The 21,461-nt window shown below is 36.6% G+C and carries 17 protein-coding genes and 5 tRNA genes; 1 reads left to right on the top strand and 21 read right to left on the bottom strand.

Annotated features, from left to right (window positions below):
* Nucleotides 1-154 precede the first annotated feature (154 nt).
* A complete protein-coding gene (gene dnaJ / locus BLV84_RS09420) occupies nucleotides 155-1,270 on the bottom strand; it encodes a molecular chaperone DnaJ (protein WP_093244425.1) in 1,116 nt (371 codons plus the stop codon).
* Between the two features lie 6 nt (nucleotides 1,271-1,276).
* Nucleotides 1,277-1,882 (bottom strand): nucleotide exchange factor GrpE, encoded by a 606-nt coding sequence (locus BLV84_RS09415; protein ID WP_093244424.1) that lies wholly within the window; start codon nucleotides 1,880-1,882, stop codon nucleotides 1,277-1,279.
* A 131-nt stretch (nucleotides 1,883-2,013) separates the two neighbouring features.
* Between BLV84_RS09415 and BLV84_RS09410 the strand changes: the two genes are divergently transcribed.
* Nucleotides 2,014-2,682, top strand: a complete 669-nt coding sequence (locus tag BLV84_RS09410) for a YceI family protein (RefSeq protein WP_093244423.1) — start codon at nucleotides 2,014-2,016, stop codon at nucleotides 2,680-2,682.
* A gap of 75 nt (nucleotides 2,683-2,757) precedes the next feature.
* On the opposite strand, the gene BLV84_RS09405 is transcribed toward BLV84_RS09410, so the two are convergent.
* From BLV84_RS09405 to BLV84_RS09315, 19 genes are all read right to left on the bottom strand, one after another.
* Nucleotides 2,758-3,072: a DUF3467 domain-containing protein gene (locus BLV84_RS09405; protein ID WP_093244422.1), complete on the bottom strand. Its 315-nt coding sequence runs from the start codon at nucleotides 3,070-3,072 to the stop codon at nucleotides 2,758-2,760.
* 10 nt (nucleotides 3,073-3,082) lie between these two features.
* Nucleotides 3,083-7,390: a DNA-directed RNA polymerase subunit beta' gene (gene rpoC, locus BLV84_RS09400; protein WP_093244421.1), complete on the bottom strand. Its 4,308-nt coding sequence runs from the start codon at nucleotides 7,388-7,390 to the stop codon at nucleotides 3,083-3,085.
* A 48-nt stretch (nucleotides 7,391-7,438) separates the two neighbouring features.
* Nucleotides 7,439-11,257: a DNA-directed RNA polymerase subunit beta gene (rpoB, locus tag BLV84_RS09395; protein WP_093244420.1), complete on the bottom strand. Its 3,819-nt coding sequence runs from the start codon at nucleotides 11,255-11,257 to the stop codon at nucleotides 7,439-7,441.
* 147 nt (nucleotides 11,258-11,404) lie between these two features.
* Nucleotides 11,405-11,782 carry a 50S ribosomal protein L7/L12 gene (gene rplL, locus BLV84_RS09390; protein WP_093244419.1) on the bottom strand — a complete coding sequence of 126 codons (378 nt, stop codon included), beginning with the start codon at nucleotides 11,780-11,782 and terminating at the stop codon, nucleotides 11,405-11,407.
* A gap of 45 nt (nucleotides 11,783-11,827) precedes the next feature.
* Nucleotides 11,828-12,349: a 50S ribosomal protein L10 gene (gene rplJ, locus BLV84_RS09385; RefSeq protein WP_093244418.1), complete on the bottom strand. Its 522-nt coding sequence runs from the start codon at nucleotides 12,347-12,349 to the stop codon at nucleotides 11,828-11,830.
* Between the two features lie 8 nt (nucleotides 12,350-12,357).
* Complete coding sequence (rplA, locus tag BLV84_RS09380) at nucleotides 12,358-13,056, bottom strand: 50S ribosomal protein L1 (protein ID WP_093244417.1); 699 nt, start codon at nucleotides 13,054-13,056, stop codon at nucleotides 12,358-12,360.
* Nucleotides 13,057-13,067: 11 nt separating this feature from the next.
* Complete coding sequence (rplK, locus tag BLV84_RS09375; protein ID WP_093244416.1) at nucleotides 13,068-13,505, bottom strand: 50S ribosomal protein L11; 438 nt, start codon at nucleotides 13,503-13,505, stop codon at nucleotides 13,068-13,070.
* A gap of 74 nt (nucleotides 13,506-13,579) precedes the next feature.
* Complete coding sequence (gene nusG / locus BLV84_RS09370) at nucleotides 13,580-14,131, bottom strand: transcription termination/antitermination protein NusG (RefSeq protein ID WP_093244415.1); 552 nt, start codon at nucleotides 14,129-14,131, stop codon at nucleotides 13,580-13,582.
* 3 nt (nucleotides 14,132-14,134) lie between these two features.
* Complete coding sequence (gene secE, locus BLV84_RS09365) at nucleotides 14,135-14,332, bottom strand: preprotein translocase subunit SecE (protein WP_093244414.1); 198 nt, start codon at nucleotides 14,330-14,332, stop codon at nucleotides 14,135-14,137.
* Between the two features lie 15 nt (nucleotides 14,333-14,347).
* Nucleotides 14,348-14,420, bottom strand: a tRNA-Trp gene (locus tag BLV84_RS09360).
* Nucleotides 14,421-14,532: 112 nt separating this feature from the next.
* Entirely contained in the window at nucleotides 14,533-15,720 is a 1,188-nt protein-coding gene (gene tuf / locus BLV84_RS09355; protein WP_093244413.1) for an elongation factor Tu, read from the bottom strand.
* A gap of 92 nt (nucleotides 15,721-15,812) precedes the next feature.
* Nucleotides 15,813-15,884, bottom strand: a tRNA-Thr gene (locus BLV84_RS09350).
* A gap of 12 nt (nucleotides 15,885-15,896) precedes the next feature.
* Nucleotides 15,897-15,969 (bottom strand) — tRNA-Gly (locus BLV84_RS09345).
* Between the two features lie 27 nt (nucleotides 15,970-15,996).
* A tRNA-Tyr gene (locus BLV84_RS09340) sits at nucleotides 15,997-16,079 on the bottom strand.
* An 11-nt stretch (nucleotides 16,080-16,090) separates the two neighbouring features.
* Nucleotides 16,091-16,164, bottom strand: a tRNA-Thr gene (locus tag BLV84_RS09335).
* Between the two features lie 87 nt (nucleotides 16,165-16,251).
* Nucleotides 16,252-17,160: a tyrosine-type recombinase/integrase gene (locus BLV84_RS09330; protein WP_093244412.1), complete on the bottom strand. Its 909-nt coding sequence runs from the start codon at nucleotides 17,158-17,160 to the stop codon at nucleotides 16,252-16,254.
* A gap of 99 nt (nucleotides 17,161-17,259) precedes the next feature.
* The gene (locus BLV84_RS09325; RefSeq protein WP_093244411.1) at nucleotides 17,260-18,426 is read right to left on the bottom strand and encodes an acyl-CoA dehydrogenase family protein; all 1,167 of its coding nucleotides are present in this window, start codon (nucleotides 18,424-18,426) and stop codon (nucleotides 17,260-17,262) included.
* Nucleotides 18,419-19,309 carry a helix-hairpin-helix domain-containing protein gene (locus BLV84_RS09320; protein ID WP_093244410.1) on the bottom strand — a complete coding sequence of 297 codons (891 nt, stop codon included), beginning with the start codon at nucleotides 19,307-19,309 and terminating at the stop codon, nucleotides 18,419-18,421. Before BLV84_RS09320 ends, BLV84_RS09325 begins: the two co-directional genes overlap by 8 nt.
* A gap of 14 nt (nucleotides 19,310-19,323) precedes the next feature.
* Nucleotides 19,324-21,390, bottom strand: coding sequence for an amino acid carrier protein (locus tag BLV84_RS09315; protein ID WP_093244409.1), 2,067 nt, complete (start codon nucleotides 21,388-21,390; stop codon nucleotides 19,324-19,326).
* Nucleotides 21,391-21,461: the final 71 nt, after the last annotated feature.

The following is a 21,461-nucleotide window of genomic DNA, read 5'->3' as shown; positions in this document are numbered from 1 at the left end:
TATGAGCTAAAGTTTAAAGAAAGATAAGAGCAGCTATAAAATACAAAACCCATCCGACGAATCGAATGGGAAAAAAATTGCTATGAAAAAGAAAACGTCACTACGAGTTAGGAAGTGACGTTCAAATATATAAAAATTTGTTAATATTTAACGATTATGAAAACATATCTTTCACTTTTTCGAAAAATGATTTATCAGATTTCTCTGGACTTGGTTCAAAATTTGAATCCTCCATATTCTTTTCAAAGAATTGCTTCTGTTCTTTTGATAAAGTTTTTGGCGTCCAAACATTGACATGCACAAGTAAATCACCTGTTCCATATCTGTTTAAGCTAGGTAAACCTTTATGACGCAGTCTCAAAATCTTTCCACTTTGTGTACCTGGTTCAATCTTGATACGAACTTTTCCATTCACTGTAGAAATTTCTGTGCTTGCACCTAAAGCAGCTTCTGGAAAACTCACATATAAATCATAATGTAAATTATTTCCATCTCTCTTCAATTTCTCATGTTCTTCAACCTCAATCAGCACAAGCAAATCACCACTGATGCCTTCGCCTGCAGGTTCATTTCCTTTGCCAGAAACTTTCAGCTGCATACCATCTTCAACACCTCCAGGTATTTTAATGGAAACAAGTTCTTGCTCCATTTTTAATCCACTAGCGTCTGTGCCTTTACCTTTTTTGTCAAGCATTTTACCAGTTCCGCTACAATTTGAACAAGGTGCAGAAGTCTGCATACGCCCTAAAATTGTGTTTTGGATCTTTGTCACTTGACCAGAGCCATTACAAGATGAACAAGTTTTGTAGGTGGTATCAGCAGGTTTCTTTTTACGAGAGACTTTAATTTTCTTTTCGACGCCAGAAGCAACTTCTTCTAATGTCAACTTGACACGAATACGCAGGTTACCGCCTTTGGCTTGTCTGCGACCGCCGCCGCCAAAACCGCCGAAGCCGCCAAAACCTCCGCCGCCTCCGCCGAAGATATCGCCAAACTGGCTAAAGATGTCGTCCATGTTCATGCCGCCACCGCCAAAGCCGCCAGATCCATCAAATGCACCATGACCGAATTGATCATACTTTTGACGTTTTTCTTGATTCCCAAGTATTTCATAAGCTTCGGCTGCTTTCTTAAACATGTCCTCAGCTTTAGAATCGTCAGGGTTTTTATCTGGATGATATTTTATGGCAAGTTTTCGATATGCTTTTTTAATTTCGGCTTGAGAAGCATCTTTAGAAACGCCTAATATATCGTAATAATCTTCTTTCATAAATGTTTATTTTCCTGTTACAACTTTTGGATAACGAATAATCTTCTCGCCTAAAGTGTAGCCTTTTTCAATAAGGTCAATAATTTTTCCTTTTAAATCATCAGAAGGAGCTGGAATTTGTGTGACAGCCTCATGCAAATCAGCATCAAAAATGTCACCTGACTTAACAGCAATAGGTTCTAAACCTTTTGATCTCAATGTTTCTCTAAATTTATTACTAATGAGCTCAACACCAGAAAAAGATTCTGTATCTTTTGATTTCTTGAGTTCTACTAAAGCTCTATCAAAATCATCTAATATTGGTAATAAAGCTTGCATCACCTCTTCTCCTGCTGTTTTAAAAAGCTCGATGCGTTCTTTACTGGTTCTTCTCTTATAGTTTTCAAACTCAGCAAATAAACGCAGATACCTATCTTTTTCAGCGTTTAAAGACTCCTCCAATTGCTCCTCTTTACTTAATTCCTTCTTTTCCTCTACATCTTGAGCCTCTTGCTCATCATAAGATTCTTTTTGATCAACATCTTTTTCTTCTTGTGGTTTTGATTGTACATCTACATCTTCCCTTTTAAGCTCTTGATTTATATCGTTTTGGTTTTGCTTTTTTTTCATCATTAATAATTTAATTCTGTTATTTCAAATCCATTGCCACATTGATAATAATGTCAAAATGTCAGCGTAAAAAGTTTATAAGAATAAATTTAAAGTTTAAGATAAGATGTAACTTTACAACAAAAATTACAAACATGAAACGATTAAGATTACCAATTTATGCCCTTGCATTTGGTCTGATTTTGACATCTTGTCAAAATACTGAAACAACAAAAACTTCTGAAAAAACTGAAGTTGCTGAAAAAAGTGAAAAAGCGACAATTTACACTCTTAACACAAGTGATTCTCATATAGAGTGGGAAGGAGCAAAACCAGCTGGAAAACACTATGGAAAATTAAGTTTTAAAGAAGGTGAAATTTCAGTCAATGGAAAAACACTTGAAGCTGGAAACTTCAAAATTGATATGGCTTCTATTACAGTTGAGGACTTAGAGGGTGATGACAAAAATGATCTTGAAATGCATCTTAAAGGAACAGCAGAAGGTAAAGAAGATCACTTTTTTGATATCAAAAATCACCCAACTGCAAACTTTGAAATCACGAAAGTTAGCAAGACTGAATCAGGTCACAAAATCAATGGAAACTTAACGATTAAAGGTGTGACTAAAAACATCAGTTTTCCTGCTGATCTAAGCTTTGGTAATGACGAAAAGACTTTAAAACTAGCAACTAACGAGGAAGTTGTTATTGACAGAACTGAGTGGGGCATCAACTTTATGTCTAAATCGATTATGGACGATGTCAAAGACAAGTTCATCAACGATGAAATCAAAATTAAGTTTGTTTTAAAAGCTGAAAAGTAATAGAATTTACTTTTTTCAATATAAAAAGGGCTGCAAATTAATTTGCAGCCCTTTTTTGGTTTTTAGTGAAATTTATTATGCTTCACCTGTGGGTCCGAAGTTAAGAGGAATATTCTGGCGTTCTTCTTTTTGAATTTCACCATGTCTCTTCTCATACTTATCGATATTATCCTTTAAAGCATTCAACAAGCGCTTTGCATGTTGAGGTGTTAAGATCACACGTGATCTGACTTTGCTCTTAGGCGTCCCAGGCATAACATTGACATAATCTAATACAAACTCAGTTGGCGAGTGATTAATAATCACGAGATTACTGTAAATCCCTTGCGCGATATCTTCATCTAATTGAATATTTAGTTTCTGACGTTTATCGTCTTTTTGATCACTCATAACCTATTGTTTAATTAAAATTCACTTTTGTATCTTGATTTTGTTGCATCATTTCGTTTAACTCTTCTTTAGAACCAACGATGATGTCATCAAACTCTCTAAGGCCTGTTCCTGCAGGAATTTTATGTCCTACAATAACATTCTCTTTTAATCCTTCTAGCTTATCAACTTTACCACTCACTGCTGCTTCGTTAAGAACCTTAGTTGTTTCTTGGAAAGAAGCGGCTGATATGAATGATTTAGTTTGTAAAGAAGCTCTTGTAATTCCTTGTAATATTGGTTTTGCAGTTGCTGGCTCTACGTCACGTGCATCAACTAGGTTCTTGTCTTCACGTCTTAATAAAGAATTTTCATCTCTTAAGTCACGTAAAGTGACAATTTGACCTGGTTTTAGGTTAACGCTATCACCTGCATCTTCAACAACCTTTTTACCAAAGATATTATCATTTTCTTCAATGAAGTCTTGCTTGTGAACCAATTGATTTTCAAGGAAAATAGTATCACCTGGATCTTGTATTTTCACTTTTTGCATCATTTGACGAACAACAACTTCAAAGTGCTTATCATTAATTTGTACACCTTGTAAACGGTAAACCTCTTGAACTTCATTGACTAAATACTGCTGAACAGCACTTGGCCCTTTAATATTCAAGATATCTTCAGGTGTTACTGAACCATCAGATAAAGGCATTCCTGCTCTAACATAATCATTTTCTTGAACAAGAATCTGATTTGAAAGTTTAACAAGATATTTCTTGATTTCACCTAGTTTAGACTCAACGATAATCTCACGGTTACCTCTTTTGATTTTTCCGAATGAAACAACACCGTCAATCTCACTGACAACAGCAGGGTTTGATGGGTTACGTGCTTCAAATAGCTCAGTCAATCTTGGAAGACCACCTGTAATATCACCAGCTTTAGATGATTTACGAGGAATCTTCACTAAGACTTTACCTATCTTAATACCTTCTTCATCATCCACCATTAAGTGAGCGCCAACTGGTAAGTTGTACGATCTGATGATTTCTCCTGAGTTATCTTTAATATGTAATGTCGGAATCTTACGTTTATTCTTAGATTCTGTAATTACTTTTTCTTCAAAACCAGTTTGTTCATCACTTTCAACTTCGTAAGTCACACCTTGTGTAATGTTTTCAAACTCAACTTGACCAGCAAATTCAGAAATAATCACACCATTATAAGGATCCCACTTACAAATAACATCACCTTTAGACACTTTTTGACCAGGCTTAACAAATATCTGAGAACCGTAAGGAATAACATTAGAACTTAATGTGATTCCGGATTTTTTATCAACAACTTTAGCTTCAGAAGTACGTGAAATCACGATATCTACTTCTTTACCTTCATTATCTTCACCTTTAACGGTTTTTAAATCTTCAATCTCAACAATACCGTCGTATTTAATCTCTAATTTACTTTCTTCAGAAATGTTTCCTGCAATACCACCTACGTGGAAAGTACGCAGTGTTAACTGAGTTCCTGGCTCACCAATCGATTGAGCAGCAACAACACCAACAGCTTCACCTCTTTGAACAGTTTTATTAGTTGCGAGGTTACGTCCGTAACACTTCACACAAATACCTTGTTTAGCCTCACATGATAGTGGAGAACGAACTTCAACAGAATTTAATGGAGATACCTCAATTTTATCAGCGATATCTTCCGTAATTTCTTCACCTGCAGAGACAATTAATTCTTGTGTAATTGGCTCAATAATATCATTAAGCGCTGTACGGCCAATGATTCTTGCACCAAGTTTTTCAACAACTTCTTCATTCTTCTTCAAGGCTTGAACTTCAATACCTCTTAAAGTTCCACAATCTGATTCTCTGACGATGACGTCTTGAGAAACATCAACCAAACGACGCGTTAAGTAACCAGCATCGGCAGTTTTAAGAGCCGTATCGGCAAGACCTTTACGAGCACCGTGAGTAGAGATAAAGTATTCTAGAATTGATAAACCTTCTTTAAAGTTTGCAAGAATTGGGTTTTCAATAATCTCTCCACCTCCTGCTGTCGATTTCTTAGGCTTAGCCATCAAACCTCTCATACCAGTTAACTGACGGATTTGTTCTTTAGAACCCCTCGCACCAGAATCAAGCATCATAAATACAGAGTTGAAGCCTTGATCATCTTCACGAATACGCTTCATTGCAAGCTCTGTTAAGTTTGCGTTTGTTGCCGTCCAAATATCAATAACTTGGTTGTAACGCTCGTTATTCGTAATCAGACCCATGTTGTAGTTACCTGTAATACCTTCAACTTGGCTTTCAGCATCACGAATCATCTCTTGCTTTTCTGCTGGGATAATAATATCACCTAATGAGAATGAAAGTCCACCTCTGAAGGCAGAGTTATAACCAAGAGACTTAATCTTATCTAAAAACTCAGCTGTTTCAGGAACTGAAGTGACTTTAAGTACACGTGCAATAACGTCTCTCAAAGCTTTCTTTGTCATGACATCATTGACAAAACCAATTTGTTCTGGCGTTGCTTGATTGAACAAGACACGACCAACGGTTGTATCGATTATTTGGTTAACTAATTCGCCTTCGTCATTAAAATCTTTTGTTCTGATTTTAATACCAGCGTTTAGTGCAACACGGTTTTCGTTATAAGCAATTTCAACTTCTTCATCAGAATAAAAAGTCAGGCCTTCACCTTTCACTGGCTTTTCTTCAGTAGAAATTCTATGCTTTGTCATATAATATAATCCAAGAACCATATCCTGAGAAGGAACAGTAATTGGAGAACCATTTGCTGGGTTAAGGATATTGTGAGAAGCCAACATTAATAATTGTGCTTCAAGAATAGCCTCAGGCCCTAAAGGTAAGTGAACAGCCATCTGGTCACCATCAAAGTCGGCGTTAAATGCCGTACAAACTAATGGGTGAAGACTAATCGCTTTTCCTTCAATCAACTTAGGTTGGAAAGCTTGAATACCAAGCCTGTGAAGTGTAGGCGCACGGTTTAATAAGACCGGATGCCCTTTCAAGACATTTTCAAGAATATCCCAAACCACTGGTTCTTTCTTATCTATAATCTTCTTTGCTGACTTCACAGTTTTCACAATACCTCTTTCGATTAATTTACGAATGATAAAAGGTTTGTAAAGCTCTGCAGCCATGTCTTTAGGAAGACCGCACTCGTACATTTTCAATTCTGGTCCAACGACGATGACAGAACGTGCAGAATAATCAACACGCTTACCAAGTAAGTTTTGTCTAAAACGTCCTTGCTTACCTTTCAATGAATCTGAAAGTGATTTTAATGGTCTATTAGAATCTGTTTTAACAGCAGATGACTTTCTTGTGTTGTCAAACAATGAATCGACAGACTCCTGAAGCATACGTTTTTCGTTACGTAAAATAACCTCAGGTGCTTTGATTTCCATCAAACGCTTCAAACGGTTGTTACGGATAATCACACGACGGTAAAGATCATTCAAGTCAGAAGTAGCGAAACGCCCTCCATCTAATGGTACTAAAGGACGTAATTCTGGTGGTATTACCGGAATTGCCTTCATGATCATCCATTCTGGATTGTTTTCACGATTTTCTTTTGAATCTCTTAAAGCTTCAACAACCTGAAGTCTTTTCAGCGCTTCAGTCTTACGTTGTTTTGAGGTTTCATTATTTGCTTTGTGTCTTAAATCGTAAGATAATTGATCAAGATCAATACGTCTTAAAATTTCTAATAAGCACTCAGCACCCATTTTGGCGATAAACTTATTAGGATCATCATCATCAAGCATTTGATTGTCCTGAGGAAGCGTCTCTAAAATATCAAGATATTCTTCTTCAGTTAAGAAATCCATTTTATTGATTTCTTCACCCTCAGCATTTTTAGCAATACCAGGCTGAACGACGACATATCTTTCATAATAAATGATCATATCGAGCTTCTTAGAAGGAATTCCAAGAAGGTAACCAATTTTGTTAGGTAAAGATCTGAAATACCAGATGTGTGCAACAGGAACAACTAAATTGATATGTCCGACGCGATCACGACGCACTTTCTTTTCAGTGACTTCAACACCACAACGGTCACAAACGATACCTTTGTAACGGATTCTTTTATATTTACCACAAGCACATTCGTAATCTTTAACTGGGCCAAAAATACGCTCACAGAAAAGGCCATCACGTTCAGGCTTATGTGTTCTATAGTTAATAGTTTCAGGTTTAAGCACTTCACCTCTAGAAGCAGAAAGTATACTTTCTGGAGATGCTAAACCTATTGAGATTTTATCAAATCTCGGTTGTGTATTCTTTTCATTATTTCTTGCCATAATACAAGTTGCTAAAGAATTATTCTAAAAATTTATTACTAACAATTATTACTTGTTATCCCCTTCAAGTTGGATATCTAATCCAAGTCCTTTTAACTCATGCATTAATACATTGAAAGACTCTGGTAATCCTGGTTCTGGCATTGGCTCACCCTTAACGATTGCTTCGTAAGTTTTAGCTCGACCGATCACATCATCAGATTTAACAGTTAAGATTTCTCTTAACGTGCTTGATGCGCCATAAGCCTCAAGTGCCCAAACCTCCATTTCACCAAAACGCTGACCACCAAACTGTGCTTTACCACCTAATGGCTGCTGCGTAATCAATGAATAAGGCCCGATAGATCTCGAGTGCATCTTATCTTCAATCATGTGACCAAGTTTCAGCATGTAAATCACACCAACAGTTGCTGGTTGATCAAAACGCTCACCTGTACCACCATCATAAAGGTATGAATGTCCGAAACGTGGAATACCAGCTTCGTCAGTCAATTCATTGATATGATCTAGAGAAGCACCATCAAAAATAGGTGTTGCGAACTTCTTACCTAATTTTTGACCAGCCCAACCAAGAACAGTTTCATAAATCTGACCGATGTTCATACGAGAAGGTACACCCAGTGGGTTTAAAACAATATCAACCGGTGTTCCATCATCTAAGAAAGGCATATCTTCTTGACGTACAATCTTAGCAACAATACCTTTGTTACCGTGACGTCCTGCCATCTTATCACCTACTTTAAGTTTACGTTTTTTAGCAACATAAATTTTAGCAAGTTTTAAAATTCCTGATGGAAGTTCATCTCCAACAGTAATTGTAAACTTCTCACGTCTTAAAGAACCTTGTAAATCGTTTTGTTTGATTTTATAGTTATGCAACAAGTCAGCAACAAGTGAGTTTGTTTTAGCATCTGTTGTCCAAGTTCCTCTTGTTAAATGAGAAAAATCTTCAACTGAGTTCAACATCTTTTGTGTGTACTTTTTACCTTTAGGAAGAACATCTTCACCTAAATCATTTTGTACACCTTGAGCTGTTTTGCCACCAACAAGAGAGAAAAGTTTTTCGATAAGAATGTTTCTTAATTCTTCAAACTTCACCTCAAATTTAGATTCTAACTTCTCAATTTCTTGCTTATCTTGAGCACGTCGGCGTTTGTCTTTAACAGCACGTGAAAATAATTTTTTATCAATAACAACACCGTTTAATGATGGAGAAGCTTTTAATGATGCATCTTTAACATCACCGGCTTTATCACCAAAAATAGCGCGCAATAATTTTTCTTCTGGCGTTGGATCGCTCTCACCTTTTGGTGTAATCTTACCAATTAAGATATCACCTGGCTTGATTTCTGCACCAACTCGGATCATTCCATTTTCATCAAGGTCTTTTGTTGCCTCTTCTGAAACGTTAGGAATATCACTTGTCAATTCTTCATTACCAAGCTTTGTATCTCTGACTTCAAGAGAGTACTCGTCAATATGAATAGATGTCAAGATATCATCACGAACAACTTTTTCAGATATTACAATAGCATCCTCAAAGTTATAACCTTTCCATGGCATAAAGGCCACTTTCATGTTACGACCAAGTGCTAATTCACCTTTTTCAGTTGCGTAACCTTGACAAAGAACCTGTCCTTTATCAACTCGATCACCAATTTCTACAATTGGCTTCAAGTTGATAGATGTTCCTTGGTTCGTTCTTCTAAACTTAATAAGATCATAAGTTTTAGAATCAGTATCAAAGCTAACAAGTCTATCATCATCAGTACGATCATACTTGATTGTGATCTGGCGTGCATCAACATATTCAACCACACCTGGACCTTCAGCGTTAATCAACACTCGAGAATCTTGTGCAACACGTCTTTCAAGACCTGTTCCAACGATTGGTGAATCAACACGCAATAATGGAACTGCTTGACGCATCATGTTAGATCCCATCAAAGCACGGTTGGCATCATCATGTTCCAAGAATGGAATTAAAGATGCTGAGATTGATGAAATCTGGTTAGGTGCAACATCAACGTAGTGAACCTCTTTAGGATCAACAACTGGGAAGTCACCTTCCATACGTGCAATAACCTTTTCGGCATCAATCACGTTATCCTTTGTTAAAGGAATATTTGCTTGAGCAATTAATTTATCTTCTTCTTCTTCAGCAGAAAGATAAAGTGGTTCTGATTCAAAATCAATTTTACCATCTTCTACTTTACGATAAGGCGTTTCGATAAAGCCCATCGAGTTAATCTTTCCATAAACAGACATGGAAGAAATCAGACCAATGTTTGGTCCCTCAGGTGTTTCAATAGGACATAAACGACCATAATGCGTATAATGTACATCTCGCACCTCAAAGCCAGCTCTTTCACGTGATAGACCTCCTGGCCCTAAAGCTGATAAACGACGTTTGTTTGTCAGTTCAGCAATTGGGTTGGTTTGATCCATAAATTGAGACAATTGGTTTGTCCCAAAGAAAGAGTTAATGACAGATGAAAGCGTCTTCGCATTGATCAAGTCAATAGGTGTAAATACCTCGTTGTCACGAACATTCATTCTTTCACGAATCGTACGTGCCATACGTGCTAGACCAACACCAAACTGTTGAGATAACTGCTCACCAACTGTACGTACACGACGGTTAGATAAGTGATCAATATCATCAACTTCTGCTTTAGAGTTAACTAACTCGATTAAATATTTAATAATAGTGATGATATCATCATTAGTCAATACACGACTTTCCATGCTGATATCAAGACCTAATTTTTTATTCATTCTGTAACGACCAACTTCACCTAAGTTGTAACGTTGCTCACTAAAGAAAAGTTTATCGATAATGCCACGCGCAGTTTCCTCATCAGGCGGCTCAGCATTACGAAGTTGACGGTAAATATGCTCTACAGCTTCTTTTTCAGAGTTTGTAGGGTCTTTTTGCAATGTGTTATAAATAATTGCATAATCACCAGTTGTATTGTCTTCTTTGTGAAGTAAGATTGTTTTAGAACCTGTTTCTAAAACTTCTTCAATATGTTCTTTTTCAAGAATTGTATCTCGATCAAGAACGATTTCATTTCTTTCGATAGAGACCACCTCCCCTGTATCTTCATCAACAAAGTCTTCATACCAAGTATTTAGGACTCTTGCAGCAAGGCTTCTACCAATATGTTTTTTTAATCCTGTTTTTGAAACTTTAACCTCTTCTGCTAGGTCAAAGATTTCAAGAATGTCTTTATCACGCTCGTAACCAATCGCTCTAAAAAGCGTTGTTACTGGAAGCTTTTTCTTACGGTCGATATAAGCATACATGACAGAGTTGATATCTGTTGCAAACTCAATCCATGATCCTTTAAAAGGAATAACTCTGGCAGAGTAAAGTTTAGTTCCGTTAGCATGAAATGATTGTCCAAAAAAGACACCTGGTGAACGGTGAAGCTGAGATACAACAACACGTTCAGCACCATTTATGACAAAAGTACCACTAGGTGACATGTAAGGTATTGTTCCTAAATAAACATCTTGAACGATAGTTTCAAAATCTTCGTGCTCAGGATCAGTACAGTAAAGTTTTAATCTTGCCTTTAAAGGCACGCTATATGTTAAACCACGCTCAATACACTCTTGAATAGAGTAACGCGGAGGGTCGACGAAATAATCTAAAAATTCTAATACAAACTGATTTTTTGTGTCTGTAATAGGGAAGTTTTCTTTGAAGGTTTTGTATAAACCTTCGTTAGATCTTTCTTCTGGCTTAGTTTCAAGTTGAAAAAAATCTTGAAAGGATTTGACTTGTATGTCAAGAAAATCTGGATAATCGGGTTGATTAACCGAAGAAAAACTGATACGATTGTTTTGCAATGCTAACATCTAAAGAAAGAATTTAATGCTTTTTCTCAAAAGCAAAATTAACCAAAAAATAATGTGTTTTCACACCCTACGTATAAATACGCAAAATGGTTTAGACCTACAGATTAATATCTGAGGTCTAAACCTATAAATCTAAGTGAACTTAAATTACTTAAGCTCAACCTCTGCTCCTGCTTCTTCTAATTGAGCTTTTAAAGCTTCAGCTTCGTCTTTTGAAACACCCTCTTTTACTGGAGCTGGTGCGCCATCAACTAATGCTTTAGCATCTTTTAATCCTTGACCTGTTAATTCTTTAACAAGTTTTACAACTGCTAATTTTGAACCACCAGCTGCTTTAAGAATAACATCAAATTCTGTTTGCTCTTCAGCTTCAGCACCACCATCTGCAGCACCTCCACCAGCAACAGCTACTGCCGCAGCAGCAGGCTCAATGCCATATTCTTCTTTTAAAATATCAGCTAACTCATTAACTTCTTTTACTGTTAAGTTAACTAATTGTTCTGCGAAATCTTTTAAATCTGCCATTTTCTATCGTTTTAAAAAAAATTATTATTTAGTATTTAGTGTATTTTATTCTGTTTTTTCTGAAAGTGTTTTCAACACACCTGATAATGTTTGTCCGCTCGACTTAAGAGCTGAAATAACATTTTTAGCAGGCGATTGTAACAAGCCAACAATATCTCCGATAACTTCTTCCTTAGACTTGATATTAACAAGTGCTTCTAAGTTTTCATCACCAATATAGACGGCCTCTTCAACGTAAGCACCTTTCAATACAGGCTTATCGTTTTTCTTTCTGAAATTTTTAATAATCTTAGCTGGAGCATTTCCAGTTTCTGATAACATAATTGAAGTGTTACCAACTAAAGTTGTATTTAACTCTTCAAACTCTTTATCAGAAGCCTCCATTGCTTTTGCAAGGAGTGTATTCTTAACCACCATTAGCTTCACATCAGCCTTAAAACAAGCACGTCTAAGAGCTGTCGTAGAACCCGCATCTAAGCCAGAAATATCTGCTAAGTAGATGCTCGATGTTTCGGCTAACTTTGCAGTTATGTCTTCAATTACTTTTGATTTTTCTTCTCTTGTCATAACTTAAATTATTGCTCAGTAAACCTTTTTGTATCGATTTCTATACTCGGACTCTGCGTTGCTGTCATAAAAATACTCTGAATGTAAGTACCCTTAACAACCTGAGGCTTAAGTTTTACCAATGTCGTTAATAATTCTCTTGCATTGCCTGCAAGCTGATCTTTATCAAAAGATGCTTTACCAATAGCTGCGTGAATAATTCCTGATTTTTCAACTCTAAAGTCAATCTTACCAGCTTTTACATCAGCAACAGCTTTAGCGATATTCATCGTTACCGTACCAGTTTTAGGATTAGGCATTAAACCTCTTGGCCCTAAAACACGACCTAAGGGACCTAATTTACCCATCACACTTGGCATTGTCACAATCACATCAACATCTGTCCAACCACCTTTGATTTTCTCAAGGTACTCATCAAGACCAACGTAATCTGCACCAGCATCTTTAGCTTCTTGCTCTTTATCAGGCGTAACTAAAGCCAAGACTTTAACATCTTTACCAGTTCCGTGAGGAAGCGTTACAACACCTCTCACCATCTGATTTGCTTTACGAGGATCAACATTAAGTTTAACAGCTAATTCAACAGACTCGTCGAAATTAGCAGAAACAACATCCTTCAACAAACCAGCTGCTTCAGCAACAGTATAAGTAGATGTTTTATCTATTTTACTGATCGCTTCTTTTCTCTTTTTTGTAAGTTTTGCCATTTGTCTTTATTTTAGAATGGTGCATCACCTTTTACTGTTATACCCATAGATCTCGCTGTCCCTGCAACCATTTTCATTGCAGACTCAATCGTAAAAGCATTTAAATCTTGCATTTTATCTTCTGCTATAGCCTTTACCTGATCCCAAGTCACACTTGCTATCTTCTGTCTATTTGGCTCTCCAGAACCTTTTTTAGATTTTGATGCTGACAATAACTGTACAGCAGCTGGAGGAGTCTTAATAATAAAGTCAAAAGACTTATCCTTAAAAACAGTGATAACAACCGGAAGAACTTGACCAGCTTTATCTTGTGTTCTACCATTGAATTGCTTACAGAATTCCATGATATTAACACCGGCAGCACCTAAAGCAGGACCAACTGGTGGCGACGGGTTAGCGGCACCTCCACGAACCTGAAGCTTAACTACTTTACTTACTTCTTTTGCCATTTTTGTTAAATTTAATTTGGATTACAGACAGAGGGAAGCAATGTTTGCCTGCAATTCATTATTTAGTGTAACACTTATATTTTCTCTACTTGCATATAGCTAAGCTCAACTGGTGTTTTACGACCAAAGATTTTAACCATAACCTGAAGTTTTCTTTTATCTTCGTTCACTTTTTCAATCGTTCCAGTGAAACTATTAAAAGGACCATCGATCACTTTTACAGACTCACCAATTGAATAAGGAATCGCAACTGTCTCGCTTTGAACAGCAAGATCATCAACACGACCCAACAGACGATTTACTTCTGACTTTCTCAATGGAACAGGATCACCACCTTTGGTTTCACCTAGAAACCCAATCACACCATTAACATTTTTAATAACGTGAGGAACTTCACCCTCAAGATTGGCCTGAACCATAATATAACCAGGAAAGAAAACTTTTTCTTTATTGACTTTTTTTCCATTGCGAATCTGAACTACCTTTTCAGTAGGCACCAAGATATCGTCAACATACTCCTCAAGACCTTGAGAAGCAATTTCCTTCTCTATATAATCTTTTATCTTATTTTCAGATCCACTAATAGATCTTACAACATACCACCTCTTCAAACTAGCGTCCGCCATCAATTAAAATTTTACCCAATTATAATACTGCTTGATAAGACCACTAAAAAGCTCATCGATTCCCCATATCGCTAAAGAGAATAAAATTGAAAAAACTGCAACAACAACCATTAGTCGTTGCGCCTCACTAGCCGTTGGCCAAGTGACGTGGTTTTTAAGCTCATCATATGAGCCAGATAGATATGATTTAAAATTTGCCATCTTCGTTAAGATTTGCACGGGTTGAGAGGCTCGAACTCCCGACACCTGGTTTTGGAGACCAGTGCTCTACCAACTGAGCTAAACCCGTAAATTATTGGTTTGCAAATAAACTAAAAATATTTTAAATACAAAACAATTTAAGTCAAAAAAATTAAGGTGCCGAATAGACACCTTAATTTCATATATTCTAACAGACTAAATTAGTCTAAAATTTCAGTTACCTGACCAGCACCAACTGTACGACCACCTTCTCTAATTGCGAATCTTAATCCAACATTTAAAGCAATTGCTTGCAACAATTCAACTGTAATCGTTAAGTTATCACCTGGCATAACCATTTCTACACCATCAGGTAAAGATATTGTACCTGTAACATCAGTTGTTCTTACATAGAACTGAGGTCTGTAGTTATTATGGAATGGCGTGTGACGACCACCTTCTTCTTTTTTCAAGATATAAACTTCTGCTTTGAATTTAGCGTGAGGCGTAACAGAACCTGGAGTTGTAATAACCATCCCACGTGTAATCTGAGACTTCTCAATACCTCTCAATAAGATACCAACGTTATCACCAGCTTCACCTCTATCAAGAATCTTACGGAACATTTCAACCCCTGTGATTGTTGATTTCAATTTTTCAGCTCCCATTCCGATGATATCAATTGTATCACCCGTGTTAGCAACACCAGTCTCAATACGACCAGTTGCAACAGTACCACGACCTGTAATTGAGAATACATCTTCAATTGGCATTAAGAAATCTTTGTCAACATCTCTTTCTGGCTGCTCGATATACTCATCAACAGCATCCATCAACTCCATAATTTTTTCAGCCCACTTCTCATCACCATCTAAAGCACCAAGAGCAGAACCAGAAATAACAGGAGCGTTATCACCATCATATTCGTAGAAAGAAAGCAAATCTCTCACTTCCATTTCAACTAATTCTAATAATTCTTCGTCATCTACTAAGTCAACTTTGTTCAAGAAAACAACAATTTTAGGAATACCAACCTGGCGCCCTAATAAGATGTGCTCACGTGTTTGTGGCATAGGACCGTCAGTCGCAGCACAAACTAAGATAGCGCCATCCATTTGAGCAGCACCAGTTACCATGTTCTTTACGTAATCGGCGTGACCTGGACAGTCAACGTGTGCGTAGTGACGATTTGCAGTTTGATACTCAACGTGAGAAGAGTTAATAGTAATACCACGCTCTTTCTCTTCTGGTGCGTTATCAATCTGATCAAAAGCACTAGCTTCTGAATAACCTTTATCAGCAAGTACTTTAGTAATAGCTGCAGTTAATGTCGTTTTTCCGTGATCGACGTGACCAAGCGTACCAATGTTTAAGTGCGGTTTGGAACGATCAAAATTTTCCTTTGCCATAGTAGTAATTATTTAATAATCTTAGTTTATATATAGTGTTCAATATTATTAACCACGTAAAAGTCACCAAAATAAATTTTGAGACTTATATGAGCCAACGACGAGAATTGAACTCGTGACCTCTTCCTTACCAAGGAAACGCTCTACCCCTGAGCTACGTCGGCAAAAAATTAAAGAGCGGGAGACCGGGTTCGAACCGGCGACATTCAGCTTGGAAGGCTGACGCTCTACCAACTGAGCTACTCCCGCGTATTCTTCATTTTTCCGACTTGGTTGTGGGGAGAGCAGGATTCGAACCTGCGAAGTCGAAAGACAGCAGATTTACAGTCTGCCCTCGTTGGCCGCTTGAGTATCTCCCCGAGTAATTGTGAGCCGATGGAGGGACTCGAACCCACGACCTGCTGATTACAAATCAGCTGCTCTAGCCAGCTGAGCTACATCGGCTTTTCAATATGTCAAAACTACTTTCGTTTAACGGAGTGCAAATATATGTCCGATATTTAAATCTGCAAAATAAAAAACATATTTTTTTTACTTTTTTTCATTTTTATTTCTAAAAACTGACCTAGGATGCTTATTCCTAACGACTTGCTTCAATTTAACTAAATTATTTTTTGTGTAATGCTGTGTAGATGCCAAACTATCGTGCCCCATCAATTCTTTAATCGATACTAAATCTGCTCCTTTCTCAAGTAAATGCGTTGCAAAGCTGTGTCTTATCATATGAGGACTGCATTTTTGTTTGACAGAAACCGATTTGAAATAAGAGTTGACAACTCTATAAATCAAATTAGGATAAGCTTGCTTGCCTTTCTCTGTTGTGATTAAATATGTTGTCCTAGATTCGGCCTTATCATTCTCTCTATTGATATGGTTTCTTATTTTTTCTAATAGATTTTCAGATACTGGTACTAATCTTTCTTTGTTTCTCTTACCAAGAACTTTGATTTGTTTTTGAGAAAAATTGATGTCGGAGATTTCAATATTCATCAATTCTTGGCGCCGCATTCCTGTTGCATAAAGAATTTCAACAATCAACTGGTCTCTTTGTCCTTGCCATGTTTCTGTGTCAAACAAATCAAAAACACCATTGATTTCTTTTGAGCTAAATGCTAACTCTTGCTGCTTTTGACTTTTAAGAGATTTATGAGAGGCCATCGGGCTTTTCTTGATCTCACCTATTTTAAATAAGTAATTATAAAACACCTTAAGGCTTGTCAACTTTCGGTTAATCGTACTTTTACTGAGATCTTGATCAAATAAATCAACTATCCAGGAACGTATCATTGGGTATTGAACCTCACCAAGCTGATTTGAATCATATGTTTGAATCACATATTTCTGAAAAGAGAGCAAATCAGCGCGATAAGCTGTCAAGGTGTGCTTGGCGTATTTCTTTTCGAAAGCTAAATAATCAAGAAATTTAGAAACGTAATCCATATTGACAAATTTAGACAATTTATAGCTTATTCTAAATTCATAAAAAAAGCAGCTTCATCAACTGAAACTGCTTCAAATTATTCATTAAAGTACAATTTATTAAGTTGCAGGTTTATAATCTTTATTATCAATTATCATTTTTGATAAAATTTCTTTGAGTATTTCTGAAGTTCCTCCACCTATAGGACCAAGTCGGCTATCACGAAGCATTCTTGCAAGCGGATATTCTTCAATATAACCATAACCTCCTAAAAACTGAAGACAATCGTAAATGGTTTCATCAGCAACTTTAGTCGATTGTAATTTAGACATCGTTGCTTCTTTTACAACATATTCACCCGCATCTAAGCGTTTAGCTGTTGTGTAATTAAAGTTTTTAGAAATTTCAACTTCTGTTGCGCGTTCAACAATGCGATGACGCAATGCTTGAAATTGATTGATTGACTTGCCGAATGCTTCGCGTTCGGACATATACTGCAAGGTATATTCAATCGCATATTCTGCTCTTGCATGTGCGTTGATTCCCATAATTAAACGCTCAAGTGCAAAGTGTTGCATGATGTATGGAAAACCCATATCTTTTTCCCCCATCAATTGAGACTTTGGTATTTTGACATTATCAAAAGATAATTCAGCAGTGTCAGAAGCTCTCCACCCAAGTTTATTTAATTTAGTTGCATTGATGCCTGGCGTATCACTATCGACGATGAACATACTGATGCCCTTACCTCCTTTCTCTGGGGAAGTTTTTGCTGCAATCACTAAATAATCCGCGTAAACACCATTTGTGATAAATGTTTTCGATCCATTAAGTATATAATGATCACCTTCGTCTTTAGCTGTTGATCGCATCGCTGCAACATCAGATCCACCAAAAGGCTCTGTAATACATAAGCCTCCTATTTTTTCGCCAGCGATAGAAGGCGCTAAATACTTCTCCTTGATATCATCAGAACCTTCTTTATTCACATGTGTCATGGCCAAATAAGCATGTGCCCAAATCGCAGCAGCAAAACCGCCAGAATTGATACGCTGAAGCTCTTCAAGTAAAATCACTGTATAAAATAAATCAAGATCTAAGCCGCCATACTTTTCTGGATAAGCCAAACCGAAATAACCCATTTCGCCAAATTTCTCCCATATAAAGCGCTCAATTTTGCCATCTTTCTCCCATTTATCAATATGAGGAGCAACTTCTTTTTTAAGAAAAGCTCTCAAGCTTTCCCTAAACATGTCGTGCTCTTCTGTAAAATACAATCTATTCATTCTCTTTTAGTTTTAAATATAGTTTCAATTGTGGGATTTGATAAGCTTTAAAGTCTTGAATTTTAGACAGTTCTTCAAAACTTTCAATACCACCTCTTAATTTGATAAAAGTATTAATTTCTCTCGCTAATTCATAATCGAAATACGGAACATCTGCTAATTCGATTACACTTGCTTTATTAATGTTAATTCTAGGAATTTCATTCCCAGACTTTACAGTCATTTTTGCAAGAATCTTTGCTTCAAGTTCTGCTTTTAAACCATAAATATCTTTGAGTTGACTATCACCCCTAAAGCCACCTATTTTGTTTCGATAACGCAAGATACGTTGAGACAAAACAGAGCCAATTCCAGATATCTCAGTTAAATCATCAGCTTCAACTTTGTTCAAATCTTTTTTCGCTGTGTAACTCAATTCACTTGGTTGTGACCTTCTGTTTTCTCGCTCTCTAGCTTGCTGCTCAATCACCCAATCGGGAAATTTAAAGTATTTAGAATACTTATTCAGCCAAGTTTGAGAAACACCTGTCACTTTCTGAAAATCTTCCACAGAGTTGATCCATTGATCAGCTTCTCTATAAGCTTTTAATTTATCATACTCAGCAGGCTTCATCTCTAAACGATAAGATTTCTCATCGGTTATAAAATTAGGGTTAAAAGGATAAATTTTCGGAACATAAGGCTTGTTTTGTTCTTTTTTTAACGAATCCAAAAGAACATTCATGCGGTCTTGTGCTTTCTTGTCAAGTTGAAATATGTCTTTAGGTTTTGAATAAGTATTAACGAGATAAATGCCAACACAGCCGATAATCAAGATGCCGATAAAAATCAAAATCCCATTTCGATCAGTTTTACTCATCACAAAATGGGATTTAAGTTTCATATTTTTTATTTTAATCAAGCATTCTTCTTAAAAAGCTTACCTGTTTTTAAATCTGATAAATATTGTCGTAGGTCTTTACGGACTTCTCCTGATAAAATATAAAGTCCAATAATATTAGGGAATGACATCGCAAGAATCATCATATCTGAAAAGTCAAGAACTGCGCCTAAACTTGCAGAAGACCCCACGATAATGAAAAGCAAGAATAAAATTTTATAAACAAATTCTGTCTTCTTTCCTCTTCCAAAAATATAAGACCAAGCTCTCATTCCGTAATAAGACCAAGAGATCATTGTTGAAAAAGCGAATAAGAACACAGCCAATGCTAACACATAAGGAAACCAAGAAATCACACTACCGAAAGCATCAGTTGTCAACTGTACACCTGAAACACCTTCCACTTCGTGCATTCCTGTAAAAATCAATACCAAAGCTGTTAAGGTACAAACGACAACTGTATCGATAAATGGTTCCAATAAAGCAACAAAACCTTCAGAAGGTGGATGATGCGTTTTTGCAGCAGAGTGAGCAATTGCAGCAGAACCAACACCAGCTTCGTTTGAGAAAGCTGCACGCTGGAAACCAACAATTAAAACACCTATAAAGCCACCTTTAAGCGCGCCTGGTGAAAAAGCACCATTAATAATCGCTGAAATTGCAGGTCCAAGATTTTCAATATTGATAAAAATAACGATTAATGCGCCGATGATATAAACCAAAGCCATGACAGGCACGACTTTACCAGTTACGTTTGCAATACTATTGATTCCGCCAATAATAACAACACCAACAAGGATAGCCAAGAAAACACCAAAAGCAAATCCATGGCCATCTAAAAATGGAATTTGATTAGACAATATGGCATAAGATTGGTTGGACTGGAACATATTTCCACCTCCAAAAGAAGCGCCAATAGCAAGAACAGCAAAAAAGGCTGCTAAAAATTTACCCAGTTTCGTCAGGTTTCTCTTTTCAAGACCATAACGCAAATAGTTCATCGGGCCTCCAAAGATTCGCCCCTCTTTACCAATAAATCTGTACTTAACACCAAGTGTACATTCTACAAATTTAGATGACATCCCGAGCAAACCCGCAACAACCATCCAAAACGTAGCGCCTGCACCACCTAAAGAAACAGCAACAGCAACACCCGCAATATTTCCTAAACCAACTGTTGCAGAAACAGCAGTTGATAAAGCTTGAAAATGCGTAATACGACCTGGCGCGTTCGGATCATCATATTTTCCTTTTGCTAAATCAAGCGCATGTCTAAAACCTCTGAAATTGATGAAGCCCATTTTTAAAGTAAAAAATAATGCTCCCAAAACTAGCCAAACGACAATAAAGGGTATTCCTTTTGTTTTTTTAGTGCCATTAGCATTGAGTAAAGCTATTGGTTCATCATATTTTACTTCAGCAAATTTATGCGCATTTTGTTGAATAACATGTGATTTATTGTCAGGATTATAAATCATCTCTCCTTCTTCAACAAGATGTTTCAGTTGACCAGATGTGGTGGCTTTTACTTCAACATCACCCAAGTCTCCTCTTGAGATTATCGCAATAGGATCTCCTTCATTAATTCGAGTTCCCTTTTTGACCAACCACTTTTTTAATTTAAATTGATTTGAAGTCCCAGCTGTCCAGCCTGGTACAAAAATAAGTTTTGAATCAGAGTACATCACAGGATCATAAATTCCGACTGCAGCAAACGGATCCCAGAATAAAACTGAACCAAGTCCATCAACTGCTGGCTTTAGCGTTCCGTTTAATTTCTCTGTAATTGACTCTGCTTTTAATTCATAAGTCACCTCTTTTTTCAAACCATTAGCATCCTCAATCACAATTGTATAAGACATACCTTCAACCAAGTTTGTAGAAATTGATGATGATAAAGGCGTGTCTGGGTTTGACCAAAAATATTCATAAGGTTCTTGACCTCCGGAAACATGAAGTTCTATTTGTCCGTCATTAATCGTTTTTGAAGGATTGATTAAATCGGCTTTAACTTCTAATTCCTGAGAAAAACTTGTTAAACTTAAAAAAGAAATGAGTAGTAATAGGAAATATCTATGGGTCATCTGAATGTTAATTTTATATAAAATACATCGCAATATATAAAATTGTTTAATCTCATCTAAGAAATTAATTG

The organism is Psychroflexus halocasei, assembly GCF_900107595.1.
Lineage (GTDB): Bacteria > Bacteroidota > Bacteroidia > Flavobacteriales > Flavobacteriaceae > Psychroflexus > Psychroflexus halocasei.
This window is presented reverse-complemented; position numbering and strand designations above follow the sequence as displayed.

Coding starts and splice junctions, on each gene's coding strand:
- dnaJ (WP_093244425.1), bottom strand. CDS start 1,270: ATGAAAGAAGATTATTACGATATATTAGGCGTTTCTAAAGATGCTTCT.
- BLV84_RS09415 (WP_093244424.1), bottom strand. CDS start 1,882: ATGATGAAAAAAAAGCAAAACCAAAACGATATAAATCAAGAGCTTAAA.
- BLV84_RS09410 (WP_093244423.1), top strand. CDS start 2,014: ATGAAACGATTAAGATTACCAATTTATGCCCTTGCATTTGGTCTGATT.
- BLV84_RS09405 (WP_093244422.1), bottom strand. CDS start 3,072: ATGAGTGATCAAAAAGACGATAAACGTCAGAAACTAAATATTCAATTA.
- rpoC (WP_093244421.1), bottom strand. CDS start 7,390: ATGGCAAGAAATAATGAAAAGAATACACAACCGAGATTTGATAAAATC.
- rpoB (WP_093244420.1), bottom strand. CDS start 11,257: ATGTTAGCATTGCAAAACAATCGTATCAGTTTTTCTTCGGTTAATCAA.
- rplL (WP_093244419.1), bottom strand. CDS start 11,782: ATGGCAGATTTAAAAGATTTCGCAGAACAATTAGTTAACTTAACAGTA.
- rplJ (WP_093244418.1), bottom strand. CDS start 12,349: ATGACAAGAGAAGAAAAATCAAAAGTAATTGAAGACATAACTGCAAAG.
- rplA (WP_093244417.1), bottom strand. CDS start 13,056: ATGGCAAAACTTACAAAAAAGAGAAAAGAAGCGATCAGTAAAATAGAT.
- rplK (WP_093244416.1), bottom strand. CDS start 13,505: ATGGCAAAAGAAGTAAGTAAAGTAGTTAAGCTTCAGGTTCGTGGAGGT.
- nusG (WP_093244415.1), bottom strand. CDS start 14,131: ATGGCGGACGCTAGTTTGAAGAGGTGGTATGTTGTAAGATCTATTAGT.
- secE (WP_093244414.1), bottom strand. CDS start 14,332: ATGGCAAATTTTAAATCATATCTATCTGGCTCATATGATGAGCTTAAA.
- tuf (WP_093244413.1), bottom strand. CDS start 15,720: ATGGCAAAGGAAAATTTTGATCGTTCCAAACCGCACTTAAACATTGGT.
- BLV84_RS09330 (WP_093244412.1), bottom strand. CDS start 17,160: ATGGATTACGTTTCTAAATTTCTTGATTATTTAGCTTTCGAAAAGAAA.
- BLV84_RS09325 (WP_093244411.1), bottom strand. CDS start 18,426: ATGAATAGATTGTATTTTACAGAAGAGCACGACATGTTTAGGGAAAGC.
- BLV84_RS09320 (WP_093244410.1), bottom strand. CDS start 19,309: ATGAAACTTAAATCCCATTTTGTGATGAGTAAAACTGATCGAAATGGG.
- BLV84_RS09315 (WP_093244409.1), bottom strand. CDS start 21,390: ATGACCCATAGATATTTCCTATTACTACTCATTTCTTTTTTAAGTTTA.